Here is a 25879-nt window from a genome sequence, read left to right on the forward strand (position 1 = left end):
TGGAGGAGCAATGACCGATAAAGCATTGGCTCAGGCTGACCCTGAGTGGCTGGCGCTGATCCGTTCGGCGCGCGAATGGTTGTCCGGTCCCCACGGGCAGTTATTGCTGGAAGATGAACAACGTGTACTGGAAGACGAGCTCGGCCGGTTCTTTGGCGGTTATCTGGTGCATTACGGGCCGGGCGCGGATACCCCGCCCAATGCGGCTCAAGTCCAGCGCACGGTGCGCCTGGGGGCGCCATTACCGGGGGTTGAGATTTTTTGTGAAGAGCAGGCCTGGCCGTTGTGCGAGCACGCGGCCGACGTGGTGGTGCTGCAACACGGTCTGGATTTCTGCCTGTCGCCCCATGGCTTGTTGCGCGAAGCCGCCAGCAGCGTCCGGCCCGGTGGGCATTTGCTGATCGTGGGCATCAACCCCTGGAGCACCTGGGGCCTGCGCCACGTGTTCGCCAAGGATGCGCTGAGCAAGGCGCGTTGTATTTCCCCCTCCCGCGTGGCCGATTGGCTGAACCTGCTGGGCTTTGCGCTGGAGAAACGCCGCTTCGGGTGCTATCGTCCGCCGCTCGCGTCCCCGGCCTGGCAGCGTCGTTTATCAGGTTGGGAACACAAGGCGGGCAACTGGCAATTGGCCGGTGGCGGCTTCTATATATTGGTGGCACGCAAGATGGTGGTTGGCTTGCGGCCGGTCAATCCGTTACGACGCGAGCCCATGGGCAAGCTGATTCCCTTGCCGATGGCCAAGGTCAACCGGCGTCACAGCCAACCGTAGTTGCGCTTGAATAAACGAAGGGCCGGAGCGATCCGGCCTCAGGTGCTGCCGATCCGTGATGGGCAGGCCACAACACCCTTTTCTGGATAGGTTGTAATGAGCAATAGCGTTGAAATGTTCACCGATGGTGCCTGCAAGGGCAATCCCGGCCCCGGCGGCTGGGGTGCCTTGCTGGTGTGTCAGGGTGTCGAGAAAGAACTCTGGGGCGGCGAACCCAATACCACCAACAACCGCATGGAACTGATGGCGGCCATTCGTGGCCTTGAAGAACTCAAGCGTCCGTGCGAAGTCGTGCTGGTGACGGACTCCCAGTACGTGATGAAAGGCATCACCGAGTGGATGGTCAACTGGAAAAAACGCGGTTGGAAAACCGCGTCCAAAGAACCGGTGAAAAACGCCGACCTGTGGAAGTTGCTCGATGAACAAGTCAGCCGTCACACCGTGAAGTGGCAATGGGTGCGTGGTCACATCGGCCATCCGGGCAATGAACGTGCCGACCAGTTGGCCAATCGGGGTGTGGATGAAATGAGGGGCCTCAAGCATGCGTAGTGTTGTCCTCGATACCGAAACCACCGGTATGCCGGTGACCGATGGCCACCGGGTCATCGAAATCGGCTGTGTCGAGTTAATGGGTCGCCGCCTGACCGGACGGCATTTTCACGTGTACCTGCAACCCGACCGTGAAAGCGACGAGGGCGCGATTGGCGTCCACGGGATCACCAACGAGTTTCTGGTGGGCAAGCCGCGTTTTGCCGAAGTGGCCGATGAATTCTTCGAGTTCATCAAGGGTGCTCAGCTCATCATTCATAACGCCGCGTTCGACATCGGCTTCCTGAACAACGAATTTGCCCTGATCGGGCAAACCGACCGCGCCGACCTCACGCAGCATTGCACCATCCTCGATACCTTGATGATGGCGCGTGCCCGACACCCGGGTCAGCGCAATAGCCTCGATGCCTTGTGCAAACGCTATGGCGTCGACAACTCGGGCCGTGAGCTGCACGGCGCCTTGCTCGACTCCGAGATCCTGGCAGACGTTTACCTGACCATGACGGGTGGGCAGACCAGTCTGTCGTTGGCCGGGAATGCCTCTGACGGCAATGGCTCGGGCGAAGGCTCCGGCAACCAGGCCACTGAAATCCGCCGTTTGCCCGCAGATCGTCAGCCGGGTCGGATTATTCGTGCAAGTGAAAGCGATATGGCTGAGCACGCAGCGCGGCTCGAAGCGATTGCCAAGTCTGCGGGCGCCCCTTCGTTATGGGTGCAACTGCTTGAAGCCAAGCAGCAGACGCTGCAATAAACGACCCCCTTTGAGGTCTCGGCAAGGGCTGGCAGCCCTTGTCGCCATCGGCGGCACCTGGGTGAGAGGTGCCCGCACACAAGGATCGGCTCACCCATGCACCTGGTCATAAACCCGCAAAATCCTGAAGTGTCTGTGCGCCTGGCGGATGAAGGGTTCGCGCCCTATGTGTGGTGCAACGATTTCAGTTTTGAAGTACGCGCTTACGCCCAGGTAGACCTGCACACGCGCGTCGATGAATGGCCCCTGCACCGGATCACACCCTACCGCAAGTGTTACGGAATCGATCCCGACGAGTTCGCCAGTTATCGGGGCGCGCCAGACAGCGCCGTGTTCATGGCTTATCTCGATGGCCAGGCCGTAGGCCACGTAGTGGTCAGTACCAACTGGAACGGTTTTGCCCACGTTGACGAATTGGCCGTGATTGCTGGCGCCCGTCGCCATGGGGTCGCCCGATCATTGCTGGATGTGGTGAGGTTCTGGAGCCACAAGAAAAAGCTGCCGGGCATCATGCTGGAAACCCAGAACAACAACATCGGTGCGTGCCGTTTGTACGAGCGTTGTGGGTATCAGGTAGGCGGGGTCGATCATTTGCGCTATCGCGGGATTGATCCGCAGACAGCCGAGGTGGCGATCTTCTGGTATCTGCTATTTGAAAAGCAGGCATGAGCCGTCAGTCAACGCAGGGTTGAGCGTGTCGTGTGATACCCGCAGCGCGCAGCGACTTCTCAGCCAAGGCGCATGATCGTGCACCACCCGACAGGCGCGCCTCCCACAAAAATGACGTGTTAAGAGTGAGCGGGTTCAGGCTCGCGAACCAGGGCAATGCCTGATTGCACCAGTTCGAATTCGGTATCACTTATTTTCTTGACGCGGTCGCCAATCGCCAACTTGTACGTGATGACCGGCTGACCGTCTGTTCCAGGGGTGGAGTCTTGAAACTCATGCACGGAATAAACACGGCCTTCCGCGTCTCTTGCATGAAACTGCCCAACGAGCACTGCTGCCATTTGTAGAGAACCTCTGGAGATAAACACCCAATTTGCGGTTCTTGTAGACCGTTGATCAGCCGGGGAAGTTTAACGCTGTGGAAAAAATAGTCCGGCTACTTTACAGGCTTGCCGGTCGATAGGGTGAACCGGGGTGCAAGAAAGGCGTCCGATCATCTATAACTAACGTTCTTACAGCTTTCCTACAGCAGCTTCGGGGGTTTCCATGAGCAAGGTCTACAACGTTGCAGTACTGGTCGGCAGTTTGAGAAAGGACTCGCTCAATCGAAAAGTGGCACACGCCCTGGCGCACCTGGCGCCACCCCACGTGAAGCTGAACATTGTCGAAATTGGCGAGCTGGCGCTTTATAACGAAGACATTGATGTCACCCCGGCGCCTGCGCCGTACACGGCATTTCGCGATCAGGTTCGCCAGGCCGATGCGGTGCTGTTTGTGACCCCCGAATACAACCGTTCAGTGCCGGGTGCGCTGAAAAACGCCATCGATGTGGGATCGCGCCCGTACGGTCAAAGTGTCTTCAGCGGCAAACCGGGCGCTGTGATCAGCGTTTCCCCTGGCGCCATTGGCGGCTTTGGGGCTAACCATCACCTTCGTCAGTCGCTGGTGTTCCTGAATGTTCCGTGCATGCAGCAGCCAGAAGCCTATCTGGGCGGAGCGGGCGCGGCTTTTGATGAGTCCGGCGCACTCTCGGAAAAAACCCGTCCCTTCCTGCAAGCCTTTATTGATGCGTATGTGCAGTGGGTTGAGCTGAACACGCCAGCCTGAATGCGGTGAAGACAGCGGCGCCATTGGCCGCTGTCCTCCGTTGAATCGGGTCAGCTACTGTGTGGCATTTCGCCGTTTTTCAGGCGCGTATTGATGTCTGCAATCACGGGCGGCAAGTCCATGATGGTGTCGATCATGTAGTGCGGGCGTGAGCCCTCGAACAGCGCGTGAATGCGCGTGCGCTCGCTGGCCAGCGTCTGCGCGTCCAGCGCTTGGAATTGTTCCCATGTCAGGCCCAGGGCGTTGCCCGAACACACCAACGCCACTGTCCACATGCCTGCGCGGCGACCTTCAAGAATGCCCGGCACGGTGTCATCAATCTTCACGCAAGCGCCCACGTCCTCAATGCCCAGCGCGATCACGTTGGCCAGCGCCTGAGCAGGCCATGGACGCCCGTTGGGTACGTCGTCGGTTGCCACCACATGGTCGGCGACGTAACCGTTGGAGGCCGCCAGTTCAACGACTTTGGCCATGACCTGTGCGGGGTAACCCGAGCAAGAGCCGATTTTTAAGCCTTGGGCGCGCAATTGGGCAATGGTCTCAAGCGCACCGGGGATCAACGCCGAGTGCGCGGCGATTTTCTCGATTTGCAGCGGCATGAAGCGCTCATAAAGGGCCGTCACGTCATCATCGGTCGGGGTGCGGCCAAAGACCTTTTTGTAGCGCTCGGCAATCTGCGGCTGATTGCACAGGGTGCGAATGTGGTCCCACTTGCCCATACCCATGGGGCCGCGTGCTTCCTCGATGGAAACGTGCACATCGAACTCGCCAAACGCTTCGACAAAAATCTGCGTAGGGGCGAATGAACCGAAGTCGACCACGGTGCCCGCCCAGTCGAAGATGGCGGCTTGAAGCGTGTGGGGGTTGGTGTAGTTCATGTCGTTGGATCCTGTGTGAGCGGTCGTAACCGCACGGAGAAATTTACGTTCAACCAGCGTTTGTGCCGTCAGATGTCCAGCACTTCCATGTCTTGCAGCACCTGCGCCACGGCATCGACCGCCGCCTGCATATCGACGTGGGTGACGTGGCCTATGCAGCCCACGCGGAATGTTTCAACTTGGGTCAATTTGCCTGGGTAGAGAATGAAACCCTTGGCCTTGACCCGTTCGTAGAATTCCTTGAACTGATAACGCGGGTCTTTCGGGGCATGGAAAGTGACGATGATCGGTGCCTGAATCGCTTCGGGCAGGAAACTGCGAATCCCCAGCGTGGCCATGCCGGCGAGCAGTGTCTGGCAGTTGTTGGCGTAGCGCTGATGGCGAGCGGGCAGGCCGCCTTCTTCGTGGTATTGCAGTAACGCTTCGTGCAGGGCGGCGACCACATGGGTGGGTGGGGTGAAGCGCCACTGGCCGGTTTTTGCCATGTAGGCGTGCTGATCCTGCAAGTCCATCGCCAGTGAGTGGGCATTGCCCGCTGCCTGGGCCAGGGAGGCTTTATGGGCGAACACGAAGCCCATGCCCGGCACCCCTTCGAGGCATTTGCCGGAGGCGGCGATCAGCGCATCGAACGGTACTTTTTGTGCGTCCACCGGCAGTGCGCCGAAAGAACTCATGGCATCGATGATCAGACGCTTGCCCTGTCGGGCAATGACCTCGGCAATTTCTGGCAGCGGATTGAGTATCCCGGTACTGGTTTCGCAATGGATCAACGCCACGTGGGTGATACCGGGATCAGCCTTGAGCAGGCGTTCTACGTCAGCGGCTGTGGTGGGTTGATCTTCGGCGGTTTCAAACGTGCTGAAGCGGCGCCCCAGCACCTCACAGATTTTCGCCACACGCTTGCCGTAGGCGCCGTTGATCAACACCAGCACTTTGCCGTCACGCGGGACCAGGGTGCCGATAGCGGCCTCTACAGCGAAGGTGCCGCTGCCTTGCAACGGTACACAATGGTGGCTGCTGGCGCCGTTGATGATGGCCAGCAGGTGTTCGCACAGGCTGGCCGTCAATTGGTTGAAGCGTTCATCCCATGAGCCCCAGTCGACCATCATGGCCTGACGGGTTCGCGCCGAGGTGGTCAGGGGGCCGGGAGTCAGCAGGATCGGCGCGGCAGTGTGCATTCGGGGGTTCCTCGCAAACAATGGGATAGCGACTGGATACACCGGCTAAATTGCAGTTTGAGTTACCATCATTCAAATTGTTTGTTGTGATGCCAGCCATCAGCGAGGCTTATTTATGAATCTGTTCCAGCTCCGGGCCTTCGACGCGGTGGCTCGCGAAGGCAGCTTCACCCGGGCGGCCGCACGCTTGTTTATCAGCCAGCCGGCGGTCACCGGGCATATCAAAACCCTTGAAGAGCATTACCAGATCACCTTATTGCGCCGCACGGCCCGGCGTGTGGAGTTGACCGAAGAGGGCATCAAACTGGCGGCCATCACCCGCGCCATGTTTGGTTTGGTGGATGAGGCGCAAGTCATGCTCGAAGCCAATCGCCAACTGCTCACCGGGCGCCTCGAAGTGGCGGCGGACGGCCCGCACCTGGTGATGCCCATGCTGGCGAGCCTGCGTGAGCGCTATCCCGGCATCACCGTGAATTTACGCTTGGGCAATGCGCAGGACACCCTGGCCGCTTTGCTCTCAGAACATGCAGACGTGGCCGTGCTGACAGAGGTCGAGCCGCGTAAAGGCTTGATGCTGCGGCCCCTCAAGGCATCGCGTATCTGCGCGTTGGTGCCGTCCGGTCACCCTTGGCAGGCGCTCTCGGGCGGGGTCGAGATGGCGCTGTTGGATCAGGTCATCATGGTCTTGCGCGAACCCGCGTCCACGACCCGCCGCACGTTTGACCTGGCCTGCGAGCAGGCAGGGGTCAGCCCGCGTGTGTTGCTGGAGCTGGACAGCCGCGAGGCGGTGACCGAGGCGGTGGCGGCACAGCTTGGGGTGGGCATTGTCTCGTCGGCGGAGGTTAGTCAGGACCCACGGGTACACGCTGTACCCATTAACGGGCAGGGCCTGACCAACCGGCACCTGCTCGGCTGCATGGAGCGTCGCGCCCAACTGCGACTGATCAAGGCGTTCATGGAACTGGCGCCATCGTACCCAGCGTGAGGGTTATCGCCTTGGACAGCGGCCGCGTGCCGTCGGTGAAGGGCGGTGTGGATAAAGGTTGAGCCGGGCGTGATTGGATTTTTTGGTCGATTGAGGCGTTCTGGGCGTATAAACTTGCGCCCATTCGACGGCCAGCGTGCCGCGACACACACGATTGAGAGAGTGAGAAATGGGCGCACAGTGGAAGGTTAAACACAAAGCGGAAGCCGCCAATAGCCGCGGCAAGATTTTCGGCAAGCTGGCCAAAGAGCTGACCGTTGCAGCCCGTAACGGCGCCGACCCGGACATGAACTCGCACCTGCGCCTGGTGTACGAACAGGCCAAAAAGGCGTCCATGCCGGCTGACACCATCAAGCGGGCGATCAACAAGGGTGCCGGTATCGGCACTGAAGCGGTGCAATACACCCGCGTGACCTACGAAGGTTTCGCCCCGCATCAGGTGCCGCTGATCGTTGAGTGCCTGACCGATAACGTCAACCGCACCGTGGCTGAAATCCGCGTGGCGTTCCGCAAGGGGCAGTTGGGTGCGTCGGGCTCCGTAGCCTGGGACTTTAACCATGTTGGCCTGATCGAAGCCAAGCCTGACACCCCGGATGCTGATCCAGAAATGGCAGCAATTGAAGCAGGCGCTCAGGATCTCGAAAAGGGCGAAGAAGAAGGCACGACCTTGTTCATCACCGAGACCACGGACCTGGATGCCGTGCAAAAGGCGTTGCCTGAACAAGGCTTTACCGTGTTGTCGGCCAAGTTGGGCTACATGGCTAAAAACCCGGTAACGGGCCTGACTGACGAGCAAATGGCCGAAGTCGAGGAATTTCTGGCGAAGCTGGAAGAGCAGGACGATGTGCAGGACATGTTTGTAGCGCTTGCGCCTGAAGACGAGCCCGCCCCTTAAGAGGCCCGTTCACGACGAGTGTGTCGCCGGGCCTTGCTTCGTCGCCTCGTCAACGACTGCCGCTCTGTATGTCGCTGACCAGGCGTGGGGCGGTGGTCGGGCAGCCCTCAGCCCAGGGCGCGGCAGATTTCAACGAAGTCCGGCCGGGCGAGTACCTCAGGCTGCATGCAGCGCGTTTGTAAGTGTTGCAACGCTGCGCACTGTTGATCGCTCAATCCTGAATCGATCCGCTGCAGCAACTCCCCCAGCAGAATGCCGAACGCACGCACCTCGATACGCTGCAAGGCGCGGGTGTGCGGGCTGTCATCGGTGGCGTGCAAGCACGCGGCCCCGAAGTCGCCCAGCAAACACTCGCCTTGATCATTGAACAAAATATTGTGCCCATACAGGTCACCGTGGCAGATGCCCTGCGCGTGCAGATGCGCTGCGGCTGACGCGATGCCACGTGCCAGGCGCAACGCGCTGTCGGCATTGAACCGCGTGCTATCGGCATAGACGTCGCGGCTGCAGCTCTCAAGGCTCGGCAGCCCGGCCAGATTGCGGAAAGAGGGCGCAATCAGCTCCATCACCAATGCCGCCTGGTGCTGCGGATGGCCTACCACGCGCCCTAACACGTTGATCAGGTTCGGGTGCTGGCCCGCAGCAATGCAGGCGTGCATCTCGTCAAGCGGTGAGCCATCACTGGTGATCGCGCCTTTGTACAGTTTGACTGCCACCGCACGTTGCGCCTGACCCGGTGCCCGCCAGATGGCCTGGTAAATCACCCCGGATGCGCCTTCGCCCAGCGGCTGCGCCAGTTCCAGTTCTGTCCAGTCGATGTTTGGCGTGCTGTCAGGCGCGTGCTCGGCATTCAGTTTGTCCGCCAACGGATTGCCCGAGTACGCCAGCCAGCTCAGGCCGGGCATCGCCAGTAACCAGTCCGGCAGTTCGCGCAGTTGGTTGGAGGCTAGGCGAATCAGCTCCAGACGCTCGCAACCGGCCAGGCTGCGCGGCAACGCCTGAAGACGGTTACCGGCCAGCATCAATTTTTGCAGCAAGGGGCGGCGGCCCAACTCATCCGGCAACTGACTGATGTGATTGTCAGTGAGGATCAACCAGCGCAGTTGCGGCGGTAACGCGGCGCCTGGCACGTCGGTGATCCGGTTGGCCTTGAAGCCAACCATGCTCAGTTGGGCGCACTGACCCAGGCATTCGGGCAGGGTGGTGAACAGGTTGTCCGAGCAGAACAGTACCCGTAAATGCGTCAGGCGATGCAGGTCGTGGGGCAGGGAACACAGGGCGTTGCCGCTCAAATTGAGGATTTCCAGCGAATCCGCCAGTTGAAAGATTTCCTCAGGGAACTCGGTCAGCCCACAGGACAAATCCAGACGTTTGAGCCCCGACAGTTGACCGGCGCGCAGTTTAGCGAGGGTATCCATAAGCAGGCGATGTGCACTCGTATCGATCAGTGAAAGTGCCGCGCATGATAGCGATTAATCGTGCGCGGGTTTCAGGCAATTAAGGCGAGGAGGTTAACGCAGCGTTTTGACCATATCCGAAAGGGTGGTCAGCACCGTATGGCCCAGTTGCATCGAGCGTTTACCATCCCAGCCGGTGACCGGGTCGGGTGCGTCGTTGTTGTCCTTGAACGGCATTTCCAGCGTCAGGGACAAGCAGTCGAAGCGTTGGCCCACGCTGTTGCAGGCCAGGGTCATATTGGCCTGGCCGGGTTCGTCGCGGGTGTAACCGTGGGTTGTCTGGAAGTCTTTCGTCTGCTGGCTCAGGTGCGAACGAAAACGTTCTTCGAGCGCGGCAATCCGCTCGTTATAGCCCGGGTTGCCCTCGCAGCCTGCGGTGAAGACGTAGGGGATTTCTTCGTCGCCGTGAATGTCCAGAAACAGGTCGACGCCGTAGGTGTGCATCTGTTCCAGTGCGAAGAACACCTCAGGGCTGACCTCAGGGCTGGTGTTTTGCCAGGCGCGGTTCAAGTCCTGGCCGTTGGCATTGGTGCGCAGATGCCCGTGAAAGGCGCCGTCGGGGTTCATGTTGGGGATCAGGTACAGCTCGGCGTAATCAAGCAACTTGCGCAGTTGCGGGTCGCTGCCTTGTTCCAGGCGCTTGAAAATGCCCTCCATAAACCACTCGGCCATGTGTTCGCCGGGGTGCTGCTGCGCAATGATCCAGATTTTGTGTTTGCGGGCGGCGCCATTTCCTTTGCGCAACAGCTGAATGTCACGCCCTTCGGCACTTTTGCCCACCGCCAGCACTTGGCAACCGGACCATTGCTGCGCGTCGCTGATCAATACCTCGTGACGTGCGCGGCTGTAGGGTTCGAAGTAGGCAAACCAGACGCTGCTGTGTTGAGGTTCAAGACTGAAGTTGAGCGAAGTCCCATCAAAGTCTGTAGGCACGCGGAACCAATGTTCCTGATCGTAGGACGCCACCGCACGGTAGCCGTCCCACGCTTTGTTGTAGGAAGACTGGCTGGCGTTGGTCAGATGAAAGTGATGGGGCTGCCCGGGCGTGAGGCCGCTGGCCTTGAAATGAAACCACTGAAAGTGCGGGCTTTTGGTGTCGGGTTTGATTGCCAGTTTCACGTCCAACGGATCGCTGGCATCCAGCACTTGAATATTGCCGCTGTCGAAGTCACTGCTGATGTGAAGTGAGGAGGGCGCCACAGTCATCGTCCAGATCCCTGAGTCTGAGAATTGTGGGCGTTACTGTACCTCGCCATGGCGTGGGGCCAATACGAAAATGCAGGCATTTACAGAGAGAATGGGGGAGAAAAACGTCAGGGGGGCGTCATCCGTGACGCGGCGCAATTCTAGTGTTTTTGCGAGTGATTCTCAAGTGCTAAATTGCCATTACGCCTATAGTCCTAGACTTCAGGCTTTCTTCGGTCGATGTTCTTTTGCTATCATCGCCGGCATCGTAGCGGCCACTGAAAAAAACCGGTCGCACACCCGACTTCATTAGCCTGAAGCAAGCTGAGCCAGATAACTGGCCACAAAAAAAAAGACCCGGCCATAAGCCGGGTCAAATAACCGTGATTAGCCTGATGAGGAGATTATTCAAAGCACCGACCTAAGGTCCCTTGAATGATCGGCTGATCTCGCGACCAGCTGCATGCAATAGTAATCATTATCATTTGCAAAGCAAGTGTTTTTTCTGTGCTTCGCGGAAATTTTTTTCCCTTCCCCCGCCGCAAGGCTCTATCTCGCTAATCCAGCAACAACTCAGTGGTGCGTTTGACTTCGCTCATGGCGATGTTGGAGTGAGCTTCCTGCACGTGTGGCTTCTGCAAAAGATGGTCGCGTAAAAAACGCTCGTAACTGTCGATGTCGTGCGTGACCACTTTCAGCAGGTAATCCATATCGCCCGCCATGGTGTAGCACTCGATGACTTCCGGGTAATGAGTGATGGCTTCTTCGAATTCGGTCAGGTGACGACGTCCGTGCCCCGATAACCGCACATTGACGAATACCACGACGTTAAGTCCCAGTTTCTTCGGGCTGAGCAGGGCAACTTTGCGCTCTATCAAGCCTTCTTCCTGCAAGCGATGAATCCGTCTCCAACAGGGGGATTGGGATAATTCCACGCGCTCGGCCACCTCGGCGGCGGACAGGTCGGCGTCATGTTGCAGCAGGCGCAAAATCTTACGGTCGATGGGGCTTAATTTAATCGGCATGAATTGATCAGATTTCTTATTTTTGTTGAATGATTCATGCAGCGTAGCACTGCATTTCCTAAGAATTAGAAAGAAAAATCCTCTTGTAACCCTTCACGCTCTTAAGGCGGACTTCGCAGCCCCTGAACGGGTCGAAAACTGACCTTTTGGTCTGACGTCCCTGTGCGCTAACAACAAGAGAGAACTGAAATGCCGATATTTGCTCATCCCGAATTTGATCAACACGAACAGGTCATGTTCTGCCACGACAAGGCCAGCGGCCTCAACGCCATTATCGCGGTGCACAACACGCGCCTGGGCCCTGCACTGGGCGGTTGCCGGATGTGGCCATACGCCGATGAGCAACAGGCGGTCAATGATGTGTTGCGCCTGTCACGGGGCATGACCTACAAATCGGCCCTGGCCGGGTTGCCCTTGGGCGGTGGCAAGGCCGTGATCATTGGCGATCCGCGCAAGGACAAAACCGAGGCGCTGTTCCAGGCCATGGGCGACTTTGTCGAAAGCCTGGGCGGTCGCTACATCACCGCCGCTGACTCGGGCACCGGGGTGACGGAGATGGCGCAAATGGGCCAACGCACCCGTCACGTCGTGGGGGCCGGTACACGTGAGCAGTTGGGTGGCGGCACGCGCAGCGGCGATCCGTCGCCTGCCACGGCACTGGGGGTGTACATCGGCCTCTGCGAGGCCGTTCGCCAGCGTCTGGGGCGATCCGACCTGAGCGGGCTGCGCGTGGCCATTCAAGGCCTGGGGCAAGTGGGCTTCAACCTGGCCCAACAGCTCAGCGCGGCCGGTGCCCAGTTATGGGTGCACGATATTCAGGAAGCCAATGTCCGCCGCGCCGTGGACGAGTTGGGCGCCCATGCGGTCAGTGGGCAGGACATCTACGGCTTGGACGTGGATGTGTTCTCACCCTGCGCCATGGGGGCGGTCATCAACGACGAAACCCTGCAATTGCTGCGTGCCCCGGTGATTGCCGGTGCAGCCAACAATCAACTGGCCCGTCCCGAGCACGGCGACGTGTTGTGGCGCCGGGGCTGCCTGCATGCACCCGATTACGCGATCAATGCCGGGGGCATTATCGACGTGTCCTACGAGTACAACGGCGGGACGCCTGAGCAAGTGCGTCAGCACGTTGAAGGCATTGGCGAAACATTGCGTCAGATTTTTGAGCGAGCGAAGGCTGAGGATCGCAACACCACGCTGATAGCCGACAGCCTTGCCCACGAACGCCTCAACGCCTGATGTAACGCAACACCGCAGGCAGCCAATGGGGTTGCCGCCGTGGGCGAGGCTGCGCAAGGGAGCAGCCATTGCCCGCGGTGTGACGTTAACCCCTCGTGTGCGACTTCATTGCCTTGGAGCGACGACCCACCTCAGCGTGCAGGTGCTTTTTGCTTGTCGATGGTCTTGTCGACCAGGTCTTTGGCCATTTCGACGAAGTGCGCCATGCCCCTGATGAGGTCCAGATGAGGGCCTTGCACACTCGCCGCGCCTCCATGAGCGTAAGTCAATGCAAAACGCATTAACTCCGACGCGTGCAACAAGGCTTCTTCGTAGCCGACATCGTCGCTGACGTTGAACACTTTTTGCTCGTTGCAGCGCTGAGTTACAGATGGTTTCAAATAATAGTCGAGCGCGCGTTGGGTTGCGGCGCTGTCTTTGAGGGCTTCAAGCTCGGCATCGGCCTCAATCTTGAGAGGGATTTTTGTTATTGGAGTCATGATCTGCCTGCGTTTGTGAGGTTAATCGAATCAGCAGAGGTCAGATTAGTACGTAAGGTATTTATGATTAACAAAATAAATAATACAATATGTGTATTGTTGCGTGACGGGCAATCCGTATTGTTCGGCAAATGGATAAATGGATCGCTTTAGTCAGAACGAAATTGCGCGAGCTCAAACTCACGCAAGAAAAACTCGCCGAACGCGTGGGGGCTTCCCAGGGCGGCGTTGGTCATTGGCTTAATAAACGTCGTCAACCCGACCTCGAAACCATGAACAAAGTGCTGCATGCCCTCGGGCTTGGGCACCTTGAGGTAGCGTTGGTGGTGCGTGAACGCAAGGCCAGTAACGACGACCTCAACCCTGAAGAAAACACGTACGTCATTACCTCAGCCTTCCGATACCCCGTGCGGGATTGGGAGAAGGTGGGTGAGATCAACGAGGCCACGCCCGACGGCTATCCCGCGGCCACAGCTTTTGAAATGAGTGATCACTACGCCAAGGGCGATGCTTTCTGGCTGCAAGTGACCGGTGATGCGATGACGGCGCCCATGGGCCTCAGCATTCCCCAGGGCATGCTGATCCTGGTGGACCCCGATATCGAGGTGGAGCCCGGCAAAATGGTGGTCGTGCGCACACCGGGCGCCGAAAGCGCCATGTTCCGTCAGTTGATCGAGGACAGTGGCCAGCGTTATCTCAAGCCGCTCAACCCGACCTATCCCAAAGTCCTGTTTGATGAAGGCTGCCGCGTTCTTGGCGTCGTGGTGCAGGCGACGACCAAGTTCTGAGGCGCAGTTTCCAGACATCCACTAAAAAGGCGACTACCGAAACCGGTAGCCGCCTTTTTCATGCCCGTTGCTTTATTCGAGTTCGACCAGTACCGCGCCTTCTCCCACCATGTCACCTTCCTGGCCGAATACGGCTTTGACCACCCCGTCGCGTGGCGCTCGCAGGCTGTGTTCCATCTTCATGGCCTCAAGCACGACCAGTTGCGCCCCTGCCGCCACGTTCTGTCCGACCGCCACCATGACGCGCACGATGCTGCCGTTCATGGGCGCACTCAGTCCGCCTTCGTGTGCCTGCCGGGCACCGGCCGCGGCCAACGGATCACAAGCGCTCACGGCCTGCAGCTCGCCGTCCCACTGCACATACAGCGTGTCGCCGCGCCGCACAGCCAGATGCCGGGTGCGCACGCCGTGTTGTTCGATCACCAGATGCTGATCCTGCACCGTGGGCTGCTGCCCGGTCAGGGCAATGAGCTTGTGTTCACCCTTACAGCTCAGGGCCAACAGGGTTTGCGCGGGCAAACCGATGCGACATCCGTTGCGCTGCGCCCACGGTGAAGTGGCTTCGTCGTCGCGACGATCAAGTGGCAGGGTCTGGACGAATGCGGGGGCTGCCACTGACCAAAACGCGTCAGGCAAAGGTTGCGCCTTTGGCAGTAATTGCGCCTCATGGCGCGGGATAAACCCCGTGTCCAGCTCGGCCGCGGCAAACGCAGGGTGAGCGATGATTCGGCGCAAGAAACTCAGGTTGGTTTTCAGGCCGCCGATAGCGAATTCATCGAGCATGGCCAACAAGCGCAAACGCGCCTGCTCGCGGTCTTCGCCCCACGCGATCAGCTTGCCCAGCATCGGGTCATAAAACGGCGACACCTCATCGCCTTCGCTGACCCCGCTGTCGACCCGGCGTCCTGCACCCTCGGCCGACTCGCGGTACACCGCCAGACGGCCGGTCTGGGGCAAGAAATCATGGCTCGGGTCTTCGGCGTACAGACGCACTTCGATGGCATGCCCGCGCAGTGGTACATCCGCCTGGGTGATGGGCAACGCTTCGCCGCGCGCAACGCGGATCTGCCAGGCCACCAGATCAAGCCCGGTGATGGCTTCCGTCACCGGGTGTTCCACCTGCAGCCGGGTGTTCATCTCCATAAAGAAGAAATCCCCCCGCGCATCCAGCAAAAATTCCACCGTACCGGCGCCCACGTAACCAATGGCCTGGGCCGCCCGCACGGCCGATTCGCCCATGGCGCGCCGCAGCTCGGGGCTGAGCCCCGGCGCAGGGGCTTCTTCAACCACTTTTTGGTGACGGCGCTGAATGGAGCAATCCCGTTCGTTGAGGTACAGGCAATGGCCGTGCTGATCGGCAAACACCTGAATCTCCACATGCCTGGGCTTGAGCACGTATTTTTCGACCAGCATGCGTGCATCGCCAAACGACGACAGCGCTTCACGCTGAGCCGAAGCCAGTGCTTCGGCCAGTTGGCTTTCGTCGTCCACCACTTTCATGCCCTTGCCGCCACCCCCGGCGGTGGCTTTAAGCAAGACCGGGTAGCCGATGTTCTCAGCCGCGGCGCGAAAGGTTTGCAGATCTTGCGCCTCGCCGTGATAACCCGGCACCAGAGGCACCCCGGCCACTTCCATCAAAGCCTTGGCGGCGGACTTACTGCCCATGGCATCAATGGCCGAGGCGGGCGGGCCGAGGAAGATCAGGCCTGCCTGTTCAATCGCCCTGGCAAACCCGGCGTTTTCAGACAAAAAGCCATAGCCGGGGTGGATCGCCTGCGCGCCGCTGGCCTTGGCCGCGGCAATGATCTTGTCGATTTGCAGGTAGCTGTCGGCCGCCTTGCTGCCCCCTAGGTTCACGCACTGGTCGGCTTCTCTGCAGTGGCGTGCGTCGCGGTCAGTGTCGCTGTGCACGGCGACGCTGGTCAGGCCCAAGGCCTTGGTAGTGCGCATCACCCGGCAGGCAATTTCACCACGGTTGGCCACCAACACGGTGGTAAGGGTCTGGGCCTTCATGGGCGCGGCTCCTGTTGCGTTGAGTCGATCTGCCAACTGGGCGCGCGCTTTTGCAGAAATGCGCGCAGGCCTTCCTGGCCTTCGGGGCTGACGCGAATGCGCGCAATAGCGTTTTCACAGTAGCGGCGAATGGCTGGCGTCGGTGCGCCATGGCTGACTTCGCGCAGCAGGTCTTTGCAGGCGCGCATGGCGAAGGGGCTGTTGAGCAGCAACGTGTCAATCCAGCGTGCGACCTGCTGATCGAGTTCGGCGGCCGGGTAGCTTTCGGACAACAGCCCCAGCTCACGCGCCCGTTCGCCACTGAAACGTTCGGCGGTCAGCGCGTAGCGGCGCGCGGCACGTTCGCCAATCGCTTGCACCACAAACGGGCTGATGACCGCAGGCGCGATGCCGATGCGTACTTCAGAGAGGCAGAACTGCGCGTCGTCCGTGCCGATGGCCATGTCGCAGGCGCTGATCAGGCCCAGCGCGCCGCCGTAGGCCGCGCCTTGCACCACGGCCAGCGTCGGCATTTTCAGCTTGGCCAGGTTGTACATCAGCTCGGCCAAGTGCCGGGCGTCGTCGAGGTTGGTGTTGTAATCCAGTTCAGCCGATTGCTGCATCCAGGCCAGGTCGGCGCCAGCGCTAAAGTGCTTGCCGCGCCCGCGCAGGACCAGAAACCGCAGGCTGGCGTCGCTTTGCACAGCGTCCAGCGCGAGGATCAGTTCGCGGATCATCTCGGCATTGAAAGCATTGTTTTTTTCTTCGCGACTCAACCACAGGGTGGCGAAACCCCGGGGGTCGGTCTGGAGTTCAAGGGTGTTGAAATCGATCATGTCCGTCAGTCCTTGGATGGCTGTACGTGTAGATGAGTGCGCAGGGGGGCCGGCAGTGGCGCGGCGGGTAGGTGTTGCGCCCGCCCATGCACGCCCCGGTACGGGTTTACATGCGGAACACGCCAAAGCGCGTGGTGTCGATCGGCGCGCTCAAGGCAGCGGACAAGCCCAACGCCAGCACGTCACGGGTTTGCGCCGGGTCGATCACGCCGTCATCCCACAGCCGGGCGCTGGAGTAGTAGGGGTGGCCCTGATGTTCGTACTGGTCGAGGATCGGCTGCTTGATGTCGGCTTCGTCCTGAGGGGTAAAGGCCTCGCCGGTACGTTGCGCCTGCTCACGCTTGACCTGCACCAACACGCCCGCCGCCTGTTCCGCCCCCATCACGCCGATGCGGGCGTTGGGCCACATCCACAAAAAACGCGGGTCATAGGCACGCCCGCACATCCCGTAGTTGCCCGCGCCAAAACTGCCACCGATGATCACCGTGAATTTCGGCACCTTGGCGCACGCCACGGCGGTCACCAGCTTGGCACCATGCTTGGCAATGCCGCCGGCTTCGTATTTCTGCCCCACCATAAAACCGGTGATGTTTTGCAGGAACACCAGCGGAATGGCGCGCTGACAGGCCAGCTCAATGAAATGCGCGCCTTTTTGCGCCGCCTCGGCAAACAAAATGCCGTTGTTGGCCAGAATCGCCACCGGATACCCGTGCAAATGGGCAAAACCGCACACCAGCGTGGTGCCGAACAGTGCTTTGAACTCATCGAACACCGAGCCGTCCACCAGCCGGGCGATCACCTCACGCACATCAAACGGCTGCTTGGCCTCAGCCGGGACGATGCCGTACAGCTCGTCGCTGGCATACAGCGGCGCCAACGGTGTGCGCCGGGTCAATTGCCCCAGCTTTCGCCAATTGAGGTTGGCAACACTGCGCCGCGCCAGCGCCAGCGCATGCGCGTCGTTCTCGGCGTAATGGTCGGCCACCCCGGAGATCTTGCAGTGCACATCGGCACCGCCCAGGTCTTCGGCGCTGACCACCTCTCCGGTCGCGGCTTTGACCAGCGGCGGCCCGGCGAGAAAAATGGTGGCTTGCTGGCGCACCATGATCGCTTCGTCCGCCATCGCGGGCACGTACGCGCCGCCCGCCGTGCACGAGCCCATGACCACGGCGATTTGAGGAATCCCGGCGGCGCTCATGTTGGCCTGATTGAAGAAGATGCGCCCAAAGTGCTCGCGGTCCGGGAAGACTTCGTCCTGACGCGGCAAGTTGGCGCCGCCCGAATCCACCAGGTAAATGCAAGGCAGTCGGTTTTGCTCGGCAATGGTCTGCGCCCGCAGGTGCTTTTTGACCGTCAGCGGGTAGTACGAGCCGCCTTTGACCGTGGCGTCGTTGGCCACAATCATGCATTCCACGCCTTCAACCCGACCGATGCCGGCAATGATGCCGGCAGCCGGGACGTCCTCGCCGTACACCTCGTAAGCCGCCAGCTGACTCAGTTCAAGGAAGGGCGAGCCAATGTCCACCAGCCGGTCGATGCGTTCACGCGGCAGCAGTTTGCCCCGGGCGGTGTGGCGCTCCTGGGCGCGGGCGCCGCCGCCCTGTTGCACATGGGCGAGCACGCTGTGCAGGGCGTCCACCTGTTTGAGCATGGCGTCGCGATTGGCGGCGAACTCGGGGGAGCGCGGGTTGACGGTGCTGTGCAAGATAGACATGGGCCACTCCTTAGCGGGTTTCGTTAAAGAGTTCGCGGCCAATCAGCATCCGGCGGATCTCGCTGGTGCCCGCACCGATTTCGTACAGCTTCGCGTCGCGCAGCAGACGTCCGGCCGGGAATTCATTGATGTAGCCATTACCGCCGAGGATCTGGATGGCGTCGAGGGCCATTTGCGTGGCGCGTTCGGCGCTGTAGAGGATCACCCCGGCGGCGTCCTTGCGGGTGGTTTCGCCCCGCTCACAGGCGGCCGCGACCGCATACAGGTAGGCACGGCTGGCATTGAGTTGGGTGTACATATCGGCCACTTTGCCCTGAATCAGCTGAAACTCCCCGATGCTTTGGCCGAACTGTTTGCGGTCATGGATGTAGGGCACCACCAGGTCCATGCAGGCTTGCATGATGCCGGTCGGGCCGCCCGACAGTACGACGCGCTCGTAATCGAGGCCGCTCATCAGCACCTTGACCCCGGCGTTGAGGGGGCCCAGCAGGTTTTCTTCAGGCACCTCAACGTTGTCGAAAAACAGCTCGCCGGTGTTGGAGCCGCGCATGCCCAGCTTGTCGAAATGCTTGCTGCGGCTGAAGCCTTTCCAGTCGCGCTCGACAATAAAGGCGCTGATGCCATGGGCCTTTTTTTCGAGGTCGGTCTTGGCGTAGATCACATAAGTGTCGGCGTCGGGGCCGTTGGTGATCCAGGTTTTGCTGCCGTTGAGCACGAAATGGTCGCCGCGCTTGTCAGCGCGCAATTTCATGGACACCACGTCAGAGCCGGCGTTGGGCTCGCTCATGGCGAGCGCGCCGATGTGTTCGCCGCTGATCAGTTTGGGCAGGTAGTGACGTTTTTGAGCATCGCTGCCGTTGCGGTTGATCTGGTTCACGCACAGGTTCGAATGCGCACCGTAGGACAGCGCAACCGACGCCGAACCACGGCTGATTTCTTCCATGGCCACCACATGGGCCAAATAGCTGAGGCCGGTGCCGCCGTAGGCTTCCGGAACGGTGATGCCCAGCAAGCCCATGTCGCCAAACTTGCGCCACATGTCTGCCGGGAACAGGTTGTCCTTGTCGATTTGCGCTGCGCGGGGCGCCAGTTCAGCGGCGACGAATGACTGGACCTGTTCGCGCAGCATGTCGATGGTTTCGCCCAGGGCGAAGTTCAAAGTCGGGTAGCTCATGGGGCACCTTGTTCATTGTTCTTGTATGAGGCGGTTACTGCGTCGCCAGGGGGAAGCTTTACGTAAACGTAAACTTGGCACCTGGGCCTGTCAATGACCTTTACGTTAACGTCAACTTAAGCCAGAGTGATTGCTATTCTTCTGATTGAGAGGGCGCCTGTGCGCGCTTTCCCATACTCCCAACAATAATCACAAGAGGAGTTGTCATGACGTCGCAATCAGCCCCCAGTTACAGCCAGGGTGCGCAGGACAAGGCCCTGCTGACATTGACCATCGGCCAGGCGTTTGAGCGTACGGCCGCGCGTTACCCCGAGAACGAGGCGCTGATTGTGCGCCATCAACACCAGCGCCTGAGCTGGTCGCAATTGAGCCGTGCTGTCGACCTGCATGCCCGTGGCTTCATGGCGCTGGGGCTGCAAGCTGGCGACCGGCTGGGCATCTGGGCGCCCAATTGCCTTGAATGGTTTATCTGCCAATTTGCCAGCGCCCAGATCGGCGTGATTCTGGTCAACATCAACCCGGCGTACCGGCTTTCTGAACTGGACTACGTGCTCAAGCAGTCGGCCTGTCAGTGGCTGGTGTGCGCCGGGGCGTTCAAAACATCGGACTACCACGCGATGGTTGAGCAATTGGTCCCGCAATTGAGTGCTCACTCGCCTGGCCACCTGTGCAGTGCGCACCTGCCGGATTTGCGTGGTGTGATCAGCCTCGCGGCGGCGCCGGCGCCCGGCTTTTTGCCCTGGGCGCAACTGGCCACGCTGGGGGCAGGGGTCGAGGTTGAGCAATTGCAGGCGCGCAAGGCGGCCGTGATGCCCGAGCACCCGGTGAATATCCAGTACACCTCAGGCACCACAGGTTTTCCCAAGGGCGCGACCCTGAGCCATCGCAACATCCTCAACAACGGTTTCATGGTGGGCGAAAGCCTCGGGCTGACGGCCAATGATCGTCTGGTGATTCCGGTGCCGTTGTACCACTGCTTTGGCATGGTCATGGGCAACCTGGGGTGCGTCACCCACGGCACCACGATGATTTACCCCTGTGAAGCCTTCGATCCCGGCCTGACCCTGCAAGCCATCGCACAAGAACGCGCCAGCGGGCTCTACGGGGTGCCCACCATGTTTATTGCCCTGCTCGATCACCCGCAGCGGGCCGGGTTTGACCTGTCGAGCTTGCGCACCGGGATTATGGCGGGCGCCACGTGCCCGATTGAAGTGATGCGCCGTGTCATCAGCGAGATGCACATGAGCGAGGTACAAATTGCTTATGGCATGACCGAAATCAGCCCCGTGTCCATTCAGACGGGCCCTGCGGACGAGCTGGAATTACGTGTGACCACGGTCGGGCGCACTCAGCCGCACCTGGAGAACAAGCTGATCGACGCTGAAGGGCAGATCGTAGCGCGAGGTGAGATCGGTGAGCTGTGCACGCGCGGCTACAGCGTGATGCTGGGCTACTGGAATAACCCGCACGCCACGCTGGAGGCTATCGACAGCGAAGGCTGGATGCACACCGGCGATCTGGCGCAAATGGACGAGCAGGGGTATGTGCGTATCGTGGGGCGCAACAAAGACATGATTATTCGTGGCGGCGAAAACATTTACCCGCGTGAGCTGGAAGAGTTTTTCTTCACCCACCCGGCCGTGGCGGACGTGCAGATTGTGGGCATTCCGGACGAGAAGTACGGTGAGGAAATTGTCGCCTGGATCAAGTTTCACCCCGGCCACACCGCCAACGAGCTGGAGTTGCAGACTTGGTGCAAGGCTCGCATTGCGCACTTCAAAACCCCGCGCTACTTCAAGTTCGTCGACACGTTCCCGATGACCGTGACCGGCAAAATCCAGAAATTCAAAATGCGCGAAGTCAGCATTCAGGAGCTTGGTCAGGCAGGGCGGGGCAAATCCTGAGCAACACAAAGGGGAGCCTGAGCTCCCCTTTAATGTGTTGTTGCCTGCTCTTTTTATTATTGAGGGGCGGTCTGTTGTTGTTTTTGTGACCGTGACCCTTTACTGCTGTTTTTGGCGATCCCCATCCGGGATCAAGAGCAAACGTATTTTTTTGAGCGCTGATCCACTTTCATCACAGGTTTGAAACCTGCGATCCAACCTGAACGGGTGCTACCTGAAGGTAGTTTTATTGTTCTCTGCCCGGTTGCGAGGTGGCTTTTGGCTCCCCGGAAAAGTAAACCTTCTCCAAAAAAATCTGTTAGCTGCGTCTCTGCCGTGTTGTTTTTGTTATGTCAGAGTCGTTTCGTATTGTTTTTATTATGTTGCTGCAGTTTTTATTCTTGTTATGCCATAGAGATAGCAGAACCCGTGCCAACTTTTAAAAACCCTTATAAATCAACGGTTTGTTTTTTTAGGTATTAAAAAACCGGCCTTGCGACGGGCCGGTTTGTTTCCTTGTTACTCGTGTGGGTTACCGTGCGGTAACACTGCGGCACACTTTTCAGCCCTGTCGGGCGCGGGCAACACGTGAACCGGTGACCCGGCCCAATACCCGACTGATGTGTTCACCGGCGAGCAACAATTTGTCCATGTCGACACCGGTTTCGATGCCCATGCCATTGAGCATGTACAGCACATCTTCGGTGGCGACATTGCCGCTGGCGCCCTTGGCATAAGGGCAGCCACCCAGCCCCGCAATGGAGCTGTCGAACACGGCGAGGCCTTCTTGCAAGCTGGCGTAAATATTCACCAGCGCCTGACCGTAGGTGTCATGGAAATGCCCGGCCAGTTTCTCCCGGGGCACGGCAGCACTCACAGCTTCAATCAGCGTGCGGGTGGCGCTGGGAGTGCCGGTGCCGATGGTGTCGCCCAGCGACACTTCATAACAGCCCATGGCATACAGCTCGCTGGCCACGGCCGCCACCTGCTGCGGCGCTACATCGCCTTCATACGGGCAGCCAAGCACGCAGGACACATAACCGCGCACGCTAATGCCGTGCTGCCGGGCGGCTTCAATCAGCGGCACGAACCGCGCCAGGCTTTCGCTGATCGAGCAGTTGATATTGCGTTGCGAGAAGGCTTCAGACGCGGCTGCAAACACCGCGACTTCCTTGACCCCGGCGGCCACCGCGTCTTCAAACCCGCGCAGGTTGGGCGCCAGCGCACCGTACACCACGCCCGGTTTACGCTGGATGCGGGCGAAGACCTCAGCCGAACCCGCCATTTGCGGCACCCATTTGGGTGAAACGAAACTGCCCGCTTCGATGTACCCGAGTCCGGCATCGGTCAAGGCGTCAACCAATTGCACCTTGTCAGCCACGCTGATCGGCCGGGCTTCGTTTTGCAGGCCGTCGCGGGGGCCGACTTCGATCAGGCGCACGTGGGTGGGTAATGTCATGGGGTCACCGGTTTGAGTGGGGGGCCTGCCTGTGTGAGCGGCCACGGGAGGGCGGGTTCAGGCCGTCTGGTTTTTGATGGTGTGTTCCAGCGCTTGGGTGCAACGCTCTTCGGCGGTGTCCAGCTCCAGTTGCATCTGCTGAATGTCGAGCAGTTGTTGCTCCAGTTGCTGACGGCGTTCTGCGATTTTGGCCAGCATGCTGGTCAGTTGCTTCTGATTGCCGCTGGTGGGGTCGTACAACTCGATCAGCTCGCGGCACTCGGCCAGAGAAAAGCCAATGCGCTTGCCACGCAGGATCAGCTTCAGGCTGACCTTGTCCCGGCCTGAATACACCCGCTCCTGGCCTCGCCGTTCAGGGGCCAGCAACCCTTGTTCTTCATAAAAACGGATCGCACGGGTGGTGATGTCCAGCTCACGGGCAAGGTCGGAAATACTGTACGTCTGGCTGCTCATGGGCGGGCTCTGGAAAGTTCGTGGGGTTAAGCTAATGGCTGGTTGACGTTTACGTCAAGCAAGGGCTGCGCCCGCCGCTTGGTTTCATGGGCCACTTGTTGTTCGCACAGCTCAATCAACAGTTCGCGCATCCAGCGGTTGGCCGGGTCTTGCTCGGTGCTTTCGTGCCAATACAAATGGGTTTCCACGTTGGGCAGCTCGTTGAGCGGCAGCGCCACAAAGTGCAGCGCATGACGCCGGGCAAACCGCTCGGGCACGGTCATCACCATGTCGGTGTGCTGCAACACGTTGGAGGCCATCAGGTAATGCTGTGAACGCAGGGTGATTTTGCGTTGCAAACCCATTTTGCCCAGGGCCAGGTCGACCTGGCCCAGCCCGTTACGCCGCGTCGAAATGTGGATGTGCGTCAGCCCCAAATACTCATCGAGTGAAATCGACGGCTGACCCGCCAGCGGATGGGCGGGGCGCATCGCGCACACGTAGCGGTCTTCCATCAGCTTGACGTGGCGAACTTGCGGGTCGGTGTTCAGTGGCGCATCAATGGCGAAGTCCAGACGTCCCGCAGCCAGATCGCTGGTGGTCTCACGTCGATGGGACAACAAGCTTTCCACCACCACAGAAGGAGCCTGCTTGCGTAAACGCTGAAACAGCGGGGGCAAGACCACGGCTTCTGTCAGGTCGGTCATGCTGATGCGAAAGGTCTTGTTGGCCTGCAAGGGGTTGAAGGTGCGGCTCTCTTGTACCGAGACCCGCAACAAAGCCAGCGCACTGCGCACCGGGTTGATGATGTTTTGCGCCATGGGAGTCGGCACCATGCCCTGGGCGGTGCGCACAAACAGCGGGTCGTTGAAACTTTCGCGCAGCCGGGCCAGCGCATTGGACACCGCAGGCTGAGTGATGCCGATGATTTGTCCGGCGCGGGTCAGGTTGGCTTCGGTGTAGATCGCATCGAACACCACAAACAAATTGAGATCGACCTTGTTCAGGTTCATGGCACGCCACTCGTGTTAGCGAAGGGGAGGTTGGTGGTGAATCATATATTGCTTATGAATGGTGATACACGCGGTAAATAGACAAGGTAAATGATGGGGCGCTCAACTAGCATCGGTCACACGTTCCCACATTCCCGGTAGAAGGTAGCCACCCATGGATTTCGCTTATTCCCCCAACGTTCAGGCGCTGCGCGAGCGGGTCACGGCTTTTATGGACGCCCATGTGTACCCGGCCGAAGCGATTTTTGATCAGCAGGTGGCGCAAGGCGATCGCTGGCAACCCACGGCCATTATGGAAACCCTCAAACTCAAGGCCAAAGCCGAAGGGTTGTGGAATCTGTTTTTGCCCGAGTCTGAACTGGGGGCGGGCCTGACCAACCTTGAGTACGCGCCGCTGGCCGAAATCATGGGGCGCTCGATGCTCGGGCCCGAGCCGTTCAACTGTTCGGCGCCAGACACCGGCAACATGGAGGTGCTGGTGCGGTACGCCAGCGAGGCCCAAAAAGCACAATGGCTGGCCCCTTTGCTGCGCGGGGAGATCCGTTCGGCGTTCGCCATGACCGAGCCGGACGTGGCCTCGTCGGACGCCACCAACATGCAGGCCCGCGCCGAACGCCAGGGCGATGAGTGGGTGATCAACGGACGCAAGTGGTGGACCTCGGGCGCGTGTGATCCGCGCTGCAAAATCATGATCTTCATGGGGCTGAGCAACCCGCAGAACCCGCGCCATCAGCAGCATTCGATGATCCTGGTGCCCGTGGACACGCCCGGGGTTCACATCGTGCGGCCGTTGCCGGTGTTTGGTTACGACGATGCGCCCCACGGCCACGCTGAAGTGCTGTTCGACAACGTCCGCGTGCCCTATGACAACGTGTTGCTGGGTGAAGGCCGGGGCTTTGAAATCGCTCAGGGGCGACTGGGGCCGGGGCGGATTCACCACTGCATGCGGTCCATCGGCATGGCCGAGCGGGCGCTGGAATTGATGTGCAAGCGCTCGTTGGAGCGCACGGCTTTCGGCAAACCGCTGGCACGCCTGGGCGGCAATCTCGACACGATTGCCGAGTCGCGAATGGAGATCGACATGGCCCGCCTGCTGACCCTCAAAGCGGCGTACATGATGGACACCGTGGGCAACAAGGTGGCGAAAAGCGAGATCGCGCAGATCAAGGTGATCGCGCCGAATGTGGCCCTGCGGGTCATCGACCGGGCCATCCAGATGCATGGCGGTGCAGGGGTTTCGGGGGATTTTCCGCTGGCCTACATGTACGCCATGCAGCGCACCTTGCGCCTGGCCGACGGGCCGGATGAGGTGCACCGCGCCGCTGTGGGCAAGTGTGAACTGGACAAGTACGCCAAGTCGTCGAGCTGAATCGGAGCGTGTACCCGTTGCCGTGGGAAGCGGCTTTGCGCGTCTGCAAC

The 25879-nt window shown here is 59.9% G+C and carries 25 protein-coding genes; 11 read left to right on the forward strand and 14 right to left on the reverse strand.

Annotation, left to right across the window (positions count from 1 at the left end):
• The first annotated feature begins 10 nt into the window (after positions 1-10).
• From BKD70_RS12415 to BKD70_RS12430, 4 genes are all read left to right on the forward strand, one after another.
• Positions 11-769: a class I SAM-dependent methyltransferase gene (locus BKD70_RS12415; protein ID WP_047276574.1), complete on the forward strand. Its 759-nt coding sequence runs from the start codon at positions 11-13 to the stop codon at positions 767-769.
• 96 nt (positions 770-865) lie between these two features.
• Positions 866-1318 carry a ribonuclease HI gene (gene rnhA, locus BKD70_RS12420; protein ID WP_047276573.1) on the forward strand — a complete coding sequence of 151 codons (453 nt, stop codon included), beginning with the start codon at positions 866-868 and terminating at the stop codon, positions 1316-1318.
• Positions 1311-2069: a DNA polymerase III subunit epsilon gene (gene dnaQ, locus BKD70_RS12425; protein WP_047276571.1), complete on the forward strand. Its 759-nt coding sequence runs from the start codon at positions 1311-1313 to the stop codon at positions 2067-2069. The genes rnhA and dnaQ overlap by 8 nt, the downstream gene beginning before the upstream one ends.
• 96 nt (positions 2070-2165) lie before the next feature.
• Positions 2166-2738 (forward strand): GNAT family N-acetyltransferase, encoded by a 573-nt coding sequence (locus BKD70_RS12430; RefSeq protein ID WP_047276570.1) that lies wholly within the window; start codon positions 2166-2168, stop codon positions 2736-2738.
• A gap of 119 nt (positions 2739-2857) precedes the next feature.
• On the opposite strand, the gene BKD70_RS12435 is transcribed toward BKD70_RS12430, so the two are convergent.
• On the reverse strand, positions 2858-3079 hold the full coding sequence (locus BKD70_RS12435; RefSeq protein ID WP_047276568.1) for a hypothetical protein: 222 nt from the start codon (positions 3077-3079) through the stop codon (positions 2858-2860).
• 205 nt (positions 3080-3284) lie between these two features.
• On the opposite strand from BKD70_RS12435, the gene BKD70_RS12440 reads away from it, so the two are divergent.
• Positions 3285-3845 carry an NADPH-dependent FMN reductase gene (locus BKD70_RS12440; protein WP_047276566.1) on the forward strand — a complete coding sequence of 187 codons (561 nt, stop codon included), beginning with the start codon at positions 3285-3287 and terminating at the stop codon, positions 3843-3845.
• A gap of 50 nt (positions 3846-3895) precedes the next feature.
• Here BKD70_RS12440 and phnX read toward each other — a convergent pair whose 3' ends face one another.
• Together phnX and BKD70_RS12450 are read right to left on the reverse strand one after the other, a co-directional pair.
• Positions 3896-4723, reverse strand: a complete 828-nt coding sequence (gene phnX, locus BKD70_RS12445) for a phosphonoacetaldehyde hydrolase (RefSeq protein ID WP_047276564.1) — start codon at positions 4721-4723, stop codon at positions 3896-3898.
• Positions 4724-4791: 68 nt separating this feature from the next.
• A complete protein-coding gene (locus tag BKD70_RS12450; protein WP_047276563.1) occupies positions 4792-5901 on the reverse strand; it encodes a 2-aminoethylphosphonate--pyruvate transaminase in 1110 nt (369 codons plus the stop codon).
• Between the two features lie 115 nt (positions 5902-6016).
• Between BKD70_RS12450 and BKD70_RS12455 the strand changes: the two genes are divergently transcribed.
• Positions 6017-6886 (forward strand): LysR substrate-binding domain-containing protein, encoded by an 870-nt coding sequence (locus tag BKD70_RS12455; protein ID WP_047276561.1) that lies wholly within the window; start codon positions 6017-6019, stop codon positions 6884-6886.
• A 169-nt stretch (positions 6887-7055) separates the two neighbouring features.
• Positions 7056-7781, forward strand: a complete 726-nt coding sequence (locus BKD70_RS12460) for a YebC/PmpR family DNA-binding transcriptional regulator (RefSeq protein WP_047276559.1) — start codon at positions 7056-7058, stop codon at positions 7779-7781.
• A gap of 107 nt (positions 7782-7888) precedes the next feature.
• Here the strand turns inward: BKD70_RS12460 and BKD70_RS12465 are convergent, their stop codons facing one another.
• The 3 genes from BKD70_RS12465 to BKD70_RS12475 form a co-directional block, all read right to left on the reverse strand.
• Positions 7889-9199 (reverse strand): leucine-rich repeat-containing protein kinase family protein, encoded by a 1311-nt coding sequence (locus tag BKD70_RS12465; protein WP_047276554.1) that lies wholly within the window; start codon positions 9197-9199, stop codon positions 7889-7891.
• Between the two features lie 93 nt (positions 9200-9292).
• A complete protein-coding gene (locus BKD70_RS12470; protein ID WP_047276553.1) occupies positions 9293-10444 on the reverse strand; it encodes a M14-type cytosolic carboxypeptidase in 1152 nt (383 codons plus the stop codon).
• Between the two features lie 536 nt (positions 10445-10980).
• Positions 10981-11448: an Lrp/AsnC family transcriptional regulator gene (locus BKD70_RS12475; protein ID WP_047276552.1), complete on the reverse strand. Its 468-nt coding sequence runs from the start codon at positions 11446-11448 to the stop codon at positions 10981-10983.
• Between the two features lie 189 nt (positions 11449-11637).
• Here BKD70_RS12475 and BKD70_RS12480 point away from each other — a divergent pair, with 189 nt between their 5' ends.
• The gene (locus tag BKD70_RS12480) at positions 11638-12690 is read left to right on the forward strand and encodes a Glu/Leu/Phe/Val dehydrogenase dimerization domain-containing protein (RefSeq protein WP_047276551.1); all 1053 of its coding nucleotides are present in this window, start codon (positions 11638-11640) and stop codon (positions 12688-12690) included.
• Positions 12691-12821: 131 nt separating this feature from the next.
• Here BKD70_RS12480 and BKD70_RS12485 read toward each other — a convergent pair whose 3' ends face one another.
• Complete coding sequence (locus tag BKD70_RS12485; protein WP_047276550.1) at positions 12822-13169, reverse strand: DUF6124 family protein; 348 nt, start codon at positions 13167-13169, stop codon at positions 12822-12824.
• Positions 13170-13300: 131 nt separating this feature from the next.
• On the opposite strand from BKD70_RS12485, the gene BKD70_RS12490 reads away from it, so the two are divergent.
• Positions 13301-13957 (forward strand): LexA family transcriptional regulator, encoded by a 657-nt coding sequence (locus BKD70_RS12490; RefSeq protein WP_047276549.1) that lies wholly within the window; start codon positions 13301-13303, stop codon positions 13955-13957.
• Between the two features lie 72 nt (positions 13958-14029).
• Here the strand turns inward: BKD70_RS12490 and BKD70_RS12495 are convergent, their stop codons facing one another.
• The 4 genes from BKD70_RS12495 to BKD70_RS12510 all read right to left on the reverse strand — a co-directional run bounded on the left by BKD70_RS12495 (position 14030) and on the right by BKD70_RS12510 (position 19673).
• Positions 14030-15970 (reverse strand): acetyl/propionyl/methylcrotonyl-CoA carboxylase subunit alpha, encoded by a 1941-nt coding sequence (locus tag BKD70_RS12495; RefSeq protein WP_047276547.1) that lies wholly within the window; start codon positions 15968-15970, stop codon positions 14030-14032.
• Positions 15967-16785, reverse strand: a complete 819-nt coding sequence (locus BKD70_RS12500) for a gamma-carboxygeranoyl-CoA hydratase (RefSeq protein WP_047276545.1) — start codon at positions 16783-16785, stop codon at positions 15967-15969. Before BKD70_RS12500 ends, BKD70_RS12495 begins: the two co-directional genes overlap by 4 nt.
• 106 nt (positions 16786-16891) lie before the next feature.
• Positions 16892-18499: a carboxyl transferase domain-containing protein gene (locus tag BKD70_RS12505; RefSeq protein ID WP_047276543.1), complete on the reverse strand. Its 1608-nt coding sequence runs from the start codon at positions 18497-18499 to the stop codon at positions 16892-16894.
• Positions 18500-18509: 10 nt separating this feature from the next.
• Entirely contained in the window at positions 18510-19673 is a 1164-nt protein-coding gene (locus BKD70_RS12510) for an isovaleryl-CoA dehydrogenase (RefSeq protein ID WP_047276541.1), read from the reverse strand.
• A 206-nt stretch (positions 19674-19879) separates the two neighbouring features.
• Between BKD70_RS12510 and BKD70_RS12515 the strand changes: the two genes are divergently transcribed.
• Entirely contained in the window at positions 19880-21577 is a 1698-nt protein-coding gene (locus BKD70_RS12515) for an AMP-binding protein (protein ID WP_047276539.1), read from the forward strand.
• A gap of 541 nt (positions 21578-22118) precedes the next feature.
• Here BKD70_RS12515 and BKD70_RS12520 read toward each other — a convergent pair.
• Genes BKD70_RS12520 through BKD70_RS12530 form a run of 3 tightly spaced genes read right to left on the reverse strand, consistent with a single transcriptional unit; the run spans position 22119 to position 24460 of the window.
• The gene (locus tag BKD70_RS12520) at positions 22119-23015 is read right to left on the reverse strand and encodes a hydroxymethylglutaryl-CoA lyase (RefSeq protein ID WP_047276538.1); all 897 of its coding nucleotides are present in this window, start codon (positions 23013-23015) and stop codon (positions 22119-22121) included.
• A gap of 57 nt (positions 23016-23072) precedes the next feature.
• Positions 23073-23468 (reverse strand): MerR family DNA-binding transcriptional regulator, encoded by a 396-nt coding sequence (locus BKD70_RS12525; RefSeq protein ID WP_047276537.1) that lies wholly within the window; start codon positions 23466-23468, stop codon positions 23073-23075.
• Positions 23469-23494: 26 nt separating this feature from the next.
• Positions 23495-24460, reverse strand: coding sequence for a LysR family transcriptional regulator (locus tag BKD70_RS12530; protein WP_047276536.1), 966 nt, complete (start codon positions 24458-24460; stop codon positions 23495-23497).
• 154 nt (positions 24461-24614) lie between these two features.
• Between BKD70_RS12530 and BKD70_RS12535 the strand changes: the two genes are divergently transcribed.
• Complete coding sequence (locus BKD70_RS12535; protein WP_047276535.1) at positions 24615-25829, forward strand: acyl-CoA dehydrogenase; 1215 nt, start codon at positions 24615-24617, stop codon at positions 25827-25829.
• Positions 25830-25879: the final 50 nt, after the last annotated feature.

This window comes from Pseudomonas sp. BS-2016 (assembly GCF_001806145.1).
GTDB lineage: Bacteria > Pseudomonadota > Gammaproteobacteria > Pseudomonadales > Pseudomonadaceae > Aquipseudomonas > Aquipseudomonas lundensis.

Excerpts from the sequence above, each read along its gene's own strand:
- BKD70_RS12415 (WP_047276574.1), top strand. The coding sequence starts at position 11 with ATGACCGATAAAGCATTGGCTCAGGCTGACCCTGAGTGGCTGGCGCTG.
- rnhA (WP_047276573.1), top strand. The coding sequence starts at position 866 with ATGAGCAATAGCGTTGAAATGTTCACCGATGGTGCCTGCAAGGGCAAT.
- dnaQ (WP_047276571.1), top strand. The coding sequence starts at position 1,311 with ATGCGTAGTGTTGTCCTCGATACCGAAACCACCGGTATGCCGGTGACC.
- BKD70_RS12430 (WP_047276570.1), top strand. The coding sequence starts at position 2,166 with ATGCACCTGGTCATAAACCCGCAAAATCCTGAAGTGTCTGTGCGCCTG.
- BKD70_RS12435 (WP_047276568.1), bottom strand. The coding sequence starts at position 3,079 with ATGGCAGCAGTGCTCGTTGGGCAGTTTCATGCAAGAGACGCGGAAGGC.
- BKD70_RS12440 (WP_047276566.1), top strand. The coding sequence starts at position 3,285 with ATGAGCAAGGTCTACAACGTTGCAGTACTGGTCGGCAGTTTGAGAAAG.
- phnX (WP_047276564.1), bottom strand. The coding sequence starts at position 4,723 with ATGAACTACACCAACCCCCACACGCTTCAAGCCGCCATCTTCGACTGG.
- BKD70_RS12450 (WP_047276563.1), bottom strand. The coding sequence starts at position 5,901 with ATGCACACTGCCGCGCCGATCCTGCTGACTCCCGGCCCCCTGACCACC.
- BKD70_RS12455 (WP_047276561.1), top strand. The coding sequence starts at position 6,017 with ATGAATCTGTTCCAGCTCCGGGCCTTCGACGCGGTGGCTCGCGAAGGC.
- BKD70_RS12460 (WP_047276559.1), top strand. The coding sequence starts at position 7,056 with ATGGGCGCACAGTGGAAGGTTAAACACAAAGCGGAAGCCGCCAATAGC.
- BKD70_RS12465 (WP_047276554.1), bottom strand. The coding sequence starts at position 9,199 with ATGGATACCCTCGCTAAACTGCGCGCCGGTCAACTGTCGGGGCTCAAA.
- BKD70_RS12470 (WP_047276553.1), bottom strand. The coding sequence starts at position 10,444 with ATGACTGTGGCGCCCTCCTCACTTCACATCAGCAGTGACTTCGACAGC.
- BKD70_RS12475 (WP_047276552.1), bottom strand. The coding sequence starts at position 11,448 with ATGCCGATTAAATTAAGCCCCATCGACCGTAAGATTTTGCGCCTGCTG.
- BKD70_RS12480 (WP_047276551.1), top strand. The coding sequence starts at position 11,638 with ATGCCGATATTTGCTCATCCCGAATTTGATCAACACGAACAGGTCATG.
- BKD70_RS12485 (WP_047276550.1), bottom strand. The coding sequence starts at position 13,169 with ATGACTCCAATAACAAAAATCCCTCTCAAGATTGAGGCCGATGCCGAG.
- BKD70_RS12490 (WP_047276549.1), top strand. The coding sequence starts at position 13,301 with ATGGATAAATGGATCGCTTTAGTCAGAACGAAATTGCGCGAGCTCAAA.
- BKD70_RS12495 (WP_047276547.1), bottom strand. The coding sequence starts at position 15,970 with ATGAAGGCCCAGACCCTTACCACCGTGTTGGTGGCCAACCGTGGTGAA.
- BKD70_RS12500 (WP_047276545.1), bottom strand. The coding sequence starts at position 16,785 with ATGATCGATTTCAACACCCTTGAACTCCAGACCGACCCCCGGGGTTTC.
- BKD70_RS12505 (WP_047276543.1), bottom strand. The coding sequence starts at position 18,499 with ATGTCTATCTTGCACAGCACCGTCAACCCGCGCTCCCCCGAGTTCGCC.
- BKD70_RS12510 (WP_047276541.1), bottom strand. The coding sequence starts at position 19,673 with ATGAGCTACCCGACTTTGAACTTCGCCCTGGGCGAAACCATCGACATG.
- BKD70_RS12515 (WP_047276539.1), top strand. The coding sequence starts at position 19,880 with ATGACGTCGCAATCAGCCCCCAGTTACAGCCAGGGTGCGCAGGACAAG.
- BKD70_RS12520 (WP_047276538.1), bottom strand. The coding sequence starts at position 23,015 with ATGACATTACCCACCCACGTGCGCCTGATCGAAGTCGGCCCCCGCGAC.
- BKD70_RS12525 (WP_047276537.1), bottom strand. The coding sequence starts at position 23,468 with ATGAGCAGCCAGACGTACAGTATTTCCGACCTTGCCCGTGAGCTGGAC.
- BKD70_RS12530 (WP_047276536.1), bottom strand. The coding sequence starts at position 24,460 with ATGAACCTGAACAAGGTCGATCTCAATTTGTTTGTGGTGTTCGATGCG.
- BKD70_RS12535 (WP_047276535.1), top strand. The coding sequence starts at position 24,615 with ATGGATTTCGCTTATTCCCCCAACGTTCAGGCGCTGCGCGAGCGGGTC.